Raw genomic sequence first — 11,380 nt, forward strand, 5'->3', positions numbered from 1 at the left:
CCTCGTCACGGCCGCCGAAAGGCCCTGTCCCAGGATCGACCGGCAGGGACGCGAGCGGTCGCAGCTGCAAGTGCAGGCGGTCAAGGCACGCGCCGGCGAACTGCCGGTCGGCGTACGGAGACTGATGGCGGCCGACGACGGCTCGACGGTACGGGTCGCCGCCTTCCAGTCGTCGCTCTAGCGCCGGGCATCCGCCGTGGACCGGCCTTTGCCGGCGTTGTCGCAGGTTGTGCTGAAAACGCACAGCCGCTGCGACCTCGCCTGTGACCACTGCTATGTCTACGAGCACGCCGACACCAGCTGGCGCGGCCGGCCCAGAGCGGTGTCGCAGGCGATCCTGGCCGCCGCGGCGGCCAGGATCGCCGAACACGCCCTCCTCCACCGGCTGCCCACCGTCCATGTCGTCCTGCACGGCGGCGAACCGCTGCTCGCCGGACCGGTCCTGCTGCGCCGCGCCGCCGAGGAACTGGGCCGCGCCCTGGACGGGATCAGCGCCCTGGATCTGCGTATCCACACCAACGGGGTCCTGCTCGACGAGGAGTTCTGCGAGCTCTTCCGCGAACTCGGCGTCCGCGTCGGCATCTCCCTGGACGGCGACCGCGAGTCCAACGACCGCCACCGCCGCTACGCCGACGGCCGCAGCAGCTACACCAAGGTCCTCGACGCGGTCGCCCTGCTGAGCCGACCCCGCTACCGAGAGCTGTTCGCCGGGCTGCTCTGCACCATCGACATCGAGAACGACCCCGTCGCCGTCTACGACGCGCTTCTCGCCCTCGATCCGCCGCACATCGACTTCCTGCTGCCGCACGCCACGTGGGACACCCCGCCGCCGCGCCCCGCCGGACGCCCCACCCCGTACGCCGACTGGCTCGACACCGTGTACCGGCGCTGGGACGCGGCGGGCCGACCGGTCCCGGTGCGGACCTTCGCGTCCGTGCACCGCACCCTGCGCGGCGGAAGCAGCCTCACCGAATCGCTCGGCCTCGCCCCCGCAGACCTCGTCGTGATCGAGACCGACGGCACCTACGAGCAGGCGGACAGCCTCAAGACGTCGTACGACGGCGCCCCGGCCACCGGACTGAACGTCTTCGAGCACTCGCTGGACGACGTCCTGCGCCATCCCGGAATGCTGGCCCGGCAGAAGGGCATCGAGTCGCTGTGCGCCCAGTGCACCGCGTGTCCGGTGGCCGAGTCCTGCGGCGGCGGCCTCTACGCCCACCGCTACCGCACCGCGAACGGCTTCGACAACCCGTCCGTGTTCTGCCCGGACCTGCTGGCCCTGATCACCCGCATCCGTACGTACGAGCAGATACCTGAGGACGCACACACCCGTCCGCACGAGGCGACCGCTCACGCGGCGGTCGGGGAAGCCGTCGAGATGGCCGAACACCCTCTGGAACCGGGCGACTTCGACGAGCTGGCGGCCGGGTTCGGCGGCGCCGCGACCGTCCGGCGCCTGGCCCTCGCACAGCTCGACCTCAACCGGGACCTGCTCGCCGCCGTCGGCGGCCGCGTCCGGGACTCGGACCGACGGGCGATGGCCGCCTGGGAGCTCCTCGTCGACCTGGACGCGGACGCGCCGCAGGCCCTTGAGGCAGCGCTCGCGCACCCCTACTTCCGGTCATGGGCGCTGCGTGTTCTCGGCGACGACGCCCGGGGCACGCCCGCCACCGGACTCGCCGAGCTCGCGGCGGCGGCCGCGCTGCGCGCCCGCCGCGCCGACGCCGTCACCGTCCCGCTGCGAGCCGGCACCCTGCGGCTGCCCGGCATCGGCCGCGCCCTGCTGCCGGGCGGCGCCGAGGAGGCCGAAGTGACCGCCGAGTCCTATGGGTTCACGGTACGGTCCGGCGGTCAGCGGCTGCGGATGGGCTGGGGCGAGGGGCTCGACGGACGCACCCCGTACTGGCAGCCCGTCAGGCTCTTCGAGGCGGACGGCTGGACGGTCGCCCTGGAGGACACCGACCCGCTGCGCGACCGCTACGAGTGGCCCGTGGCGGACCGGCTCCCGGCGCCGGGGGCGCGCGCCTGGGCCCAGGGGCTCGCCGCCGCCTGGTCCCTGATACAGCTTCAACTCACCGCGTACGCACCCGGAGTCGCCGCCGGACTGCGGGTCATCACCCCGCTCACCCCCCGGCTCGGCTGCGACACCAGTGCCACCTGCCGGGACGCCTTCGGGGCGGTCGCGGCGGCCCGCCCGTCCGACCCGGGCCTGCTCGCCCTGCTGATCGTCCATGAGTTCCAGCACGTCAAGCTGAGCGCGGTGCTCGACGTCTGCGACCTGTACGACCCCGAGGACCACAGCCGCTACTACGCCCCCTGGCGCGATGACCCGAGGCCCCTGGGCGGGCTGCTGCAAGGCGCCTACGCGCACCTCGCCGTCACCGACTTCTGGCGGGTGCGCCGCTCCACCGCCGAGGGGCCGGCGGCGCGCGACCGGGCGCAGACGGAGTTCGCGCGCTGGCGCCGGCAGACCACCGACGCCATCGACACGCTCGCCCGCAGCGGCTCGCTCACCGCGCCCGGCAAGCGTTTCGTCGCCGCGATGGGCGAGACGGCGGCCGCCTGGCGGGCCGAACAGGTGCCGCCCCGGGCGCTGACCGGCGCGACGGACGCCGCCCGGCGCCACCGCGACGCCTGGCGCGCCCGCAACGCGCCGCGCGCTTGACCGGGAGCCGTCGATTCGGCGCGTACAGGCGGTTCCGCCGTGGATCGTCGGCTTTCTACACTGAGAGCCCACCCACTCGGACCGGGAGGGAGCGGTGCCGCACGAAGCCGCTGGGGGCAGGGGGTGCGAGCCGAGGCCGTACTTCTTCCTGAGCTATGCGCACACCCCCAAGAACGACCCCCGGGACAGGGACCCCGACTTGTGGGTGCAGCGTTTCTTCCGTGACCTGTCCGCGCATGTGATGCAGCTGACCGCGCTCCCGGCCGGGGTGCCCGCGGGCTTCATGGACCAGCACGTACGCCCCGGCGAGGACTGGCAGGGGCAGATCACCGAGGCCCTGGCGCTCTGCCGGGTCTTCGTGCCGCTCTACTCGCCGCGCTACTTCCTGAGCGAGCAGTGCGGCCGGGAGTGGTTCGCGTTCGCGGGCCGCGACACCCTGCACCAGTCGCGCAGCGAGCGCCGCACACCCCCGGCGATCATCCCCGCGCTGTGGACCCCCGTACTGCCGCACCAACTGCCTGAGCCCGCCCGCAGGTTGAGGTTCGACCACGCCGACTTCGGCGACGAGTACGCGGACGAGGGCTTCTACGGGATGATCAAGCTCAACTATCTGCGCGACCACTATGAACACGCCGTCTACCGGCTGGCCAAGCGCGTCGTCAGCGTCGCCGAGCAGACCCGGATCGCGGACGGGGACCCCTACCAGGACTACGCCACGCTGACCTCCGCGTTCGGCTCCGCCCCCGGGCCCGGGCGACAGCTTGAGGTCACGGTCCTCGCGTGCTCGCGCGACGGTCTGCCGCCCGGGCGCGGCCCCGACTGCTACGGCTCCCGGCCGCAGGACTGGAACCCGTACCACCCGATGTCCGCCAGACCCCTGGCCAGCCACACCGCCGACCTCGTCAGCAACCTCAACTACTCGGTCGTGCTGGGGGAGTTCGACGAGAACGCCGAGCGGATACTGAGCCCGGGGCCGCCCGAAGCCCCCGGGCTGCTGCTGCTCGACCGCTGGGCGCTCGGCTCGGCCCGCCACCGGGACCTGGTACGGCGGTTTTCGGCCGAACCTCGGCCCTGGATCAGCGTGATGATCCCCTGGAACCGGGTGGACCCCGAATCGCGGCTGCACGAAGGCGAGTTGCGCGACACCGCCGACGACGTGCTGGCCGCGCGCGCCTGGGACAGCGAAGGACACCTGACGCGCGGCGGCGGGCTGCCTACTCTGGAAGCCTTCAGCCAGGAGCTGCCCCGGGCGGTACGGTCGGCTGTCAGGCACTACGAGAGCGCCGGCCGCACGGACGCGACGCCCGGGCCGGGCACACCGCTTCCCCGGGTCCTGCCGCGCGGAGTCGGATACGGGCGGTCCCAGGAGGCCGAGGAGCGGCGCGAGCGGCGAGCCGCCGACCAGAGCAAGGCCGACCGGGTGGAGGGCCCCTCAGATGGCCGAGAACCGTGACGGGACCGTCATCACGTTCTACTCGTACAAGGGCGGCACCGGGCGGACCATGGCGCTCGCCAACTGCGCCTGGATCCTGGCGGCCAACGGTCATCGCGTGCTCGCCGTCGACTGGGACCTCGAAGCGCCCGGACTGCACCGCTTCTTCCACCCCTTCCTCGATCTGCGCGCCCTGGAGGCGACGCCGGGGCTCATCAACCTGATCACCGAGTACCAGGAGGAGGTGCGCCGCCCCGCCGCCGACCGGGACCCCGACTGGTACCGCGGCTACGCGCGCGTGCGCCCGCACGCCGTCTCCCTCGACTGGTCCTTCCCCGGCGGCGGCAGCCTGGACTTCCTCTCCGCGGGCCGCCGCAACCGCGACTACGCCTCGGTGGTCGGCCGGATGGACTGGGACCACTTCTACGAGCACTCCGGCGGCGGCCAGTTCTTCGACGCCATGCGCGCCGACATGCGCGCCCGCTACGACTACACCCTCATCGACAGCAGGACGGGCCTCAGCGACATCGCCGACATCTGTACGGTCCAGATGCCCCAGGTCCTCGTCGTCTGCTTCACCCTGAGCGACCAGAGCATCGAGGGCGCCTCCGCCGTCGCCCGCGACATCGAGGAGCGCTACGGCGAGCGGAACATCCGCATCCTGCCGGTGCCGACCCGCATCGACGACGGCGAGAAGGAGAAGGCGGACGCCGGGCGGGCGCTGGCCAGAGAGGCGTTCGCGGGCTTCCCCACCGGCCTCGGCATCGAGGGCGCGGGCGCCTACTGGGGCACCGTCGAGATCCCGTACCGGCCGTTCTACGCGTACGAGGAGGTCCTGGCCACCTTCGGCGACCCGCCGGGCGTCGCCAGCTCCGTGCTCGCCGCCTGCGAGCGGCTGACCTCGGTGCTCACCCACGGCCAGGTCAACGGGCTGCCGCCGATCGACGAGTCGCTGCGGACCGCGCATGTCGGCGCCTTCACCCGGCGCCGCCCCAAGTCGCCGGTGAACATCGTGCTGAGCCATGTCTCCGAGGACCGGATGTGGGTGGACTGGATCGCCTCCGTACTCGAAGCGGCCGGGTTCCACCCGGTGGCCGCCGACGCCCGCACCCCTCAACCGGCCCGGATCGAGGAGGAGTTCGCCAAGGAGGGCGCCTACCGCGTCCTGCACATCGCGTCCGCCGCCTACCTCAAGTCCCGCGAGGGGCGCGGCCTGTGGGACGGCGGCTCAGCCCAGGACCGCTCGGGCGGGCGCCGCAGGATGCTCCCGGTGCGCGTCGGCGACGTCCGCCTGACCCCGCCGCCGGGCAGCCGGGGCCCGGTCGACCTGGTGCGCGTCGACGAGACCCGGGCGGCGGCCGCGCTGCTCGGCGCCCTGGAGCGGACCGAGGCGATACCCGCTCTGCCGACCGGCCCCGACCGGCCGCGCTTTCCCGGCACCGCGCCCCGGATCTCCAACATACGGCCGCGCAACAGCTGGTTCACCGGCCGCACCGCCCTGCTCGACCGGATGCGCGACCAGCTGCGCGGCGACAGCCGCTCCACCCAGCGCCGCGTCCAGGTCCTGCACGGCCTCGGCGGCGTCGGCAAGACCCAGGTGGCCCTGGAGTACGCGCACCGGTTCCGGGCCGACTACGACCTGGTGTGGTGGGTCGAGGCCGAGCGGCCCGACCGCGTGGTGGCCTCGCTCGCCCAACTCGCCGTGGAGATGGACCTCAAGGCCGGCGACGTGGTCGGCGTGGCGGCCCTCGCGGCGCTCCAGGAGCTGTGGAGCGGCGAGCGCTATCCGCGCTGGCTGCTGATCTTCGACAATGTGGAGGACCCCGACTCGGCGCTGCGCCGGCTGCCGCCGAGCGTCGCCCCGCTGCCGGGCCGGGTGTACGGGCACGTCATCGCCACCTGCCGCAGCAAACCCGCGTCCGCCCGGGCCGAGAACATCGAGGTCGAGGTCTTCACCCGGGCCGAGAGCGTCGAGCATCTGACCTGGCGGGTCGCGGGGCTGCCCCGCGCGGACGGGGACCAGGTCGCCGCCGCCGTCGGCGATCTGCCGCTGGCGGTGGAGGTGGCGGCGGCCTGGCTGGCCGAGACCGCGACACCCGTCGACGCGTACCTGGAACAGCTCAGGGAGCAGAGCACGCAAGTCCTCTCGCTCGGCACACCCGAGGACTACGGCCATCGCATCAGCGCGACCTGGGCCATCTCCATCAGCAGGCTGCGCGAGGAATCCCGGTCCGCCGTAAGGCTGTTGGAGCTGCTGTCGTTCTTCTCGGCCGACTCGGTCTCGATGCGGCTCATCGGTAGCGACGTGATGGTCGACGCGCTCCTTCCGTACGACCCGGACCTGCGCGAGCGGTACATGCTGGGCCGCGTCATCCAGACGCTGAACCGGTTCGCCCTCGCCAAGGTGGACCCCGCCGACAGCAGCATCCAGGTGCACCGCCTGGTCCAGGCCGCCGTACGGGCCGGACTCAACCCCCAGCAGCAGACGGATGCCAAACACGTGGTGCACCGCGTGCTCGCCCAGGCGCGGCCCACCGAGGGCGTCGGCCGCGACGACCCGGTCAGCGACCCCAGGAGCTGGCCCGAGTTCGAGCTGATCTGGCCGCATCTGAGCGCGTCGGGCGTCGCCGACTGCGACGAGGAGGGCGTGCGCCAGCTGATGGTCGACCGGATCCGCTACCTGCTCAAGCGCGGCGAACTGGAGAGCGCCCGCACCCTCGGCGTCCAGCTCGACGACCTCTGGACCCGGCGGCTCGGCGACAACGACCTCCAGACCCTCAGCATCCGTTTCGAGCTCGCCAACGCGCTGCGGGCGCAGGGGATGTACCAGGAGGCCCTTGAGCTGGACGAGGACACCCTGGAGCGCCAGCGGCAGCACTTCCACGCGGACCATCCGGCCGACGACCACCCCAGCGTCCTGATCGTCACCGGCAGCCTCGCCGCCGACCTGCGCGCCGTCGGCCGCTTCGCCGAGGCGCTCGACCGCGATCTATGGATCTACCAGGGGATGCGCCGGCTCTTCGGCGAGGACCACCGGCGCACCCTGATGGCGGCGAACAACCTCGCCATCGACTACCGGCTCACCGGCAACAGCGAGGCCGCGCGGCGGCTCGACGAGCGGACCGTCGAGGGCCTCGCCCTGCTGCTCGGCGACGACCACCCCTTCACCCTCGCCACCACCGGCCACCTCGCGACGGACCTGCGGGAGAACGGCGAGTACGCGGCGTCCGTGCAGGTACTGCGCGAAGTCCTCGACGGGCTGCGCCGCGTCCTCGACCCGCGCGCGCCCGAGGTGCTGCGCACCGCGAAGAGCCTCGCGGTCTCCCTGCGCCGCGCCGGCCACCCGCACGAGGCGATCCGTATCACGACGAAGTCGTACGAGCGCCTCTACGAGCGGTACGGGCCCACCGCGCCCGACACCCTGGCCTGCGGCCTCAACCTCGCCGCCGACCACGCGGCCGTCGGCGATCCGGGCCGGGCCCTGGACCTCGCCTGCCGGATGCTGGACGGCTACCGCCAGAAGCTGGGCGAGCACCACCCCCACACGCTGGCCTGCCGGGACAACGTGGTCGTCTACCAGCGGGCGACCGAGGGCGCGCAGGCGGCGGCCGACGCCGCCGAGAAGGTCCGCGCGGCACTGGAGGGCGCACTCGGCCCGGAGCACCCCTTCGTGTACGCGGCGGGCGTCAACCTGGCCAATGTGTACGGCGATCTGAGCTGCCCCGACCTCGCCGAACGCTGGGAGCGAGCCGTACTGGACCGTTTGCTGGACACCCACGGCCCCCGCCACCCCGACGTCCTGATCTGCCGCTCCAACCTGGCGGTCACCCTACGAGCGGCAGGCCGGGGCGAGGAGGCCGCCCGCCTGCGCGCCACGGTCCTGGAACCGGCCGCGGAGCAACTGGGCGTGGACCACCCGATAGCGGAGGCGGCGAGGGCGTGGCGACGGCTGGACCGGGACATCGAGATCCAGCCGGTCTAGCCGGGTCACCACCGCGCCCACCGAAGGGCCCGGGTGAACACCTCCAGTGCACCGAAGTGGGCGGCGTCCGGAGGCACTTCGAACCGCGCCCCAGGGATCCGCTCGGCCAGCCAATGCGTGTGCAACGCGGGCGCGAAAACATCCTGCGCCCCGTGCCACAGCAGTACCGGCACCCGGATGTCCTCGGGCCGAAAGCGCCACGGCGAGCTGAGCGCCAGCACATCGTCGACCCATCCATCGGTCGAAGTGCGCAGCCCCTCCGCGAAGTTGCGCACCAGCAGCGCTCTGATCGCAGCGTCGGTCAGCACCCCGCGATCCGGCTCCGGCACCATGCCGTGCATCGCGGCAACGGTGGCCCGAGGGTCGGCCCGTATCGCCTCGGCCCGCACCTCCAGCGCGGCGGTCACGGCCTCGGGCCCGCCCGCCGCGATCGTATACGCGCGCACGTTGTCCTCGGTCATGCCCTCGAACCAGTCGAGCCCGTCCGCATCGCGCGGCGCGAGCGGAACGAGCGCCACCGCCCTGGCCGCACGGTCCGGCAGCCGCGCGGCGCACCCCAGCGCATGCGGCGCCCCGCCCGAGCGGCCCACCACGGCGAACTGGTCGATGCCCAGCGCGTCGGCGATCGCCGCCACGTCGTCGGCCGCGTCCACCACCCGACGTCCGGGCCGACGGTCTGAGTCCCCGTATCCCGGCCGGTCAAAGGTGATCAGCCGGACACCCATCCGGTACAGGACGGTGCTGCGCGGGGCCGGGCCGTGTCGGCTTCCGGGTGTGCCGTGCAGCAGGAAGACCGCCCTGCCCAGAGGGTGCCCACGGGTCTCGACGGCCAGCTTGCGGCCGTCCGGGGTGCGTATCACCTTGTGCAAGGAGCGCCTCCCGTGCGTCCGTTCGCAGGCTGCGGCTGGCGCCAGTATGCGCGTACGGAACGCGGCCGGTACAGCGGCTACCGGTTCCGGGTGTTCCGTATCGCGGGAGTTCTGCGTCTGGGAGGCGACCGACGCGCGGCCGGGGCCGAGGCGTGGCGGCGGTGGATGTGTGGCAGTGACGGAGGTGTGGCGCGGCCGAGGGCTCAGCCGAGCCGGGGTATCTCGATCGCGGGGCACCGGTCCATGACCACGTCGAGCCCGGCCGCCCGCGTCCGCTCGTACGCCGCGTCGTCGATGACCCCGAGCTGGAACCAGACGGCCTTGGCGCCGACCGCGACGGCCTGGTCCGCTATGTCCCCGGCCAGCTCGCTGTTCACGAAGACGTCCACGACGTCGACCTTGAACGGAATCGCGTCCAGCGACGGATAGCCCTGCTCCCCGTGCACCGTCTCGGCCTTGGGATGTACGGGCACGATCCGCTTCCCGTACCGCTGGAGCACGTCCGCGACCCCGTGCGCGGCCCGCCGCTCGTTCGAGGACAGCCCCACGATCGCCCAGGTGTCCCCGCTCTGGGTGAGGACCCGGTGGATCGTCTCCTGCTCGCTGTTCACGCCGTGCCTCCTGCGGACTTCGGGTCCATCAGCTGGTCTGGTGGTCTGGATGTTCTTGCGTCTGGATGCTCTCCTCTCCCTGGGAACGAACAGGATGGTCTTGGAATTCCCCGACACCGGGCACATTTCCTGCCACCGGGAACGGTCCTTCAGCGGGGGGCGGTCCCGTCACCCGGCACGGTCCCGTCGCCCGGAACCGTCCCGACCGCCAGCACATTGCCCTCGCTGATGTACCCGTCGGGCGAGTCGAGCGGATGGTCCGCCGCGTCCGGGTCCACGAAGCGCCGCCACTGTTCGCTCAGGCCCAGCTCCAGGGCCTGCCCGGCGAGCTGCGCGCAGGTGGGCGCGTAGAACGCCCGGGCCTGCGGGGTGAGCGGGGCGAAGTGCTCGATGAGGACGGTCTGTTGCCGCACCCCCGTCAGCCCCGCTGCCTTGAGATGGCGGTAGAGGTCCCGGGTGCGCAGCAGCTGGGCCGCGTAGCCCGGGGTCCGTCCGGCCGCGCGGAAGAAGTCCGCGAAGAGGTACGGATCGATGGGCCGGGCGGTGATCAGATGCGCGTCCAGGTCCTTCACCGCCACCGTCCCGCCCGGCCGGACCACCCGCCGCATCTCCCGCAGGGCGAGGGCCAGTTCGGCGTCGCCCAGATACTGGACGGTGTTCGCGCACCACACGGCGTCGAACGAGTCGTCCGGGTAGGGGAGTTCGAGGAGATCGGCGCGGCGCACCTCCACCGGACATGCCGGGGACCACCGCGTCAGGCGTTCGGTGGCCAGGGCGGCGTTCTCCTCGGCCAGGTCGACGGCCGAGACTCGGCCCTCGGGCCCGACGAGATCGGCCAGCCACGGCAGGAAGTCCCCGCCGCCACAGCCCGCGTCCAGGACGTGCGCGCCCGGCTGGATCCCCGCCTGTCCGAGTAGCCCCAGATACGCGTCCCGGCAGGCGTCGAAGTGGGCGTCGACGATGGTGTGGTGGGTGAAGCCGAGCCCGGTGGAGGAGGTGAACCCCCAGGCCCGGTGGTCGTCCGTCAGCATCAGCGTGCCTCCTCCCGTTCGGCGACCACTTCGCTTATGAGGGTGTCCAGCTCGGCCAGGGTCGCCGCCGGGACCTCCAGTGGCGGCAGATGGCCTGAGCCCGGGATGACCGAGTGGCGTCCCCGGGGCAGGGCCTCGACCATCGCGCGCGCGTCCGCCGACGAGACCAGCTGGTCCTCCGCGCCGGTGATCACCACGGCCGGTATGTCGGCGGCCCGCAGTACGTCCGTGGCGTCGACGCGCGCCGCGATCGCCTGCTGGGCCCAGGCCAGCGAGACGGGGGAGACCCCGGCCAGTACGGCACGCAACCGGGCCACCACCTGCGGCCGTTCGGCGTGCGTGGTGGCGCCCACCAGCCGGGGCGCCGTCGACTCGATGAACGCCCGGGCCTTCGCCGGATCCGCCATCAGCGCGGCGAAGCCCTCCCGCCCCGCCCGCGCCGCCTCGTCGTCCGCCTCCGCGCGCGTGGACATCAGCGCGAGACCGAGAGCCCGCCCGGGGTGTCGGCGCAGGAACTCCATCGCGACATAGCCACCCATGGACACCCCGACCAGCACGGCGCGGTCGACGCCCCGCCGGTCCAGCTCCCGGGCCAGGTCGTCGGCGACCGTGTCGAGCGACGGCGGCCCGTCGCCGAGCGGGGATGTGCCGAAGCCGCGTTGGTCGGGGGCGATCACGGGATGCCCGCGCCGCTCCAGTGCGTACCGCTGCGCGTCCCACATCGTGGAGTCGAGGGAGAGCGCGTGCAGCAGCACCACGGGGACGCCGCCCGCTGTCGCTTGTGTCATCG

Annotated in this window: 7 protein-coding genes; 3 read left to right on the top strand and 4 right to left on the bottom strand. The window is 72.9% G+C overall.

All coding sequences use genetic code 11. The features are described 5' to 3' along the window. Positions 1-196 precede the first annotated feature (196 nt). The 3 genes from ACT1U9_RS27420 to fxsT all read left to right on the top strand — a co-directional run bounded on the left by ACT1U9_RS27420 (position 197) and on the right by fxsT (position 8,079). A complete protein-coding gene (locus ACT1U9_RS27420; RefSeq protein ID WP_444535281.1) occupies positions 197-2,665 on the top strand; it encodes an FxsB family cyclophane-forming radical SAM/SPASM peptide maturase in 2,469 nt (822 codons plus the stop codon). A 94-nt stretch (positions 2,666-2,759) separates the two neighbouring features. Beyond that, complete coding sequence (locus ACT1U9_RS27425) at positions 2,760-4,118, top strand: TIR-like protein FxsC (protein ID WP_444535282.1); 1,359 nt, start codon at positions 2,760-2,762, stop codon at positions 4,116-4,118. Beyond that, the gene (gene fxsT, locus ACT1U9_RS27430; RefSeq protein ID WP_444535283.1) at positions 4,102-8,079 is read left to right on the top strand and encodes an FxSxx-COOH system tetratricopeptide repeat protein; all 3,978 of its coding nucleotides are present in this window, start codon (positions 4,102-4,104) and stop codon (positions 8,077-8,079) included. Before ACT1U9_RS27425 ends, fxsT begins: the two co-directional genes overlap by 17 nt. A gap of 5 nt (positions 8,080-8,084) precedes the next feature. Here the strand turns inward: fxsT and ACT1U9_RS27435 are convergent, their stop codons facing one another. From ACT1U9_RS27435 to ACT1U9_RS27450, 4 genes are all read right to left on the bottom strand, one after another. Further along, the gene (locus tag ACT1U9_RS27435; RefSeq protein ID WP_444535284.1) at positions 8,085-8,948 is read right to left on the bottom strand and encodes an alpha/beta fold hydrolase; all 864 of its coding nucleotides are present in this window, start codon (positions 8,946-8,948) and stop codon (positions 8,085-8,087) included. Positions 8,949-9,151: 203 nt separating this feature from the next. Next, a complete protein-coding gene (locus ACT1U9_RS27440; protein WP_444535285.1) occupies positions 9,152-9,559 on the bottom strand; it encodes a CoA-binding protein in 408 nt (135 codons plus the stop codon). Between the two features lie 149 nt (positions 9,560-9,708). Beyond that, positions 9,709-10,590, bottom strand: a complete 882-nt coding sequence (locus ACT1U9_RS27445; protein WP_444535286.1) for a class I SAM-dependent methyltransferase — start codon at positions 10,588-10,590, stop codon at positions 9,709-9,711. Continuing rightward, on the bottom strand, positions 10,590-11,378 hold the full coding sequence (locus ACT1U9_RS27450) for an alpha/beta fold hydrolase (protein ID WP_444535287.1): 789 nt from the start codon (positions 11,376-11,378) through the stop codon (positions 10,590-10,592). The genes ACT1U9_RS27445 and ACT1U9_RS27450 overlap by 1 nt, the downstream gene beginning before the upstream one ends. Positions 11,379-11,380: the final 2 nt, after the last annotated feature.

Origin of the sequence: Streptomyces sp. BR1, assembly GCF_052373795.1 — a bacterium.
Taxonomy (GTDB): Bacteria; Actinomycetota; Actinomycetes; order Streptomycetales; family Streptomycetaceae; genus Streptomyces.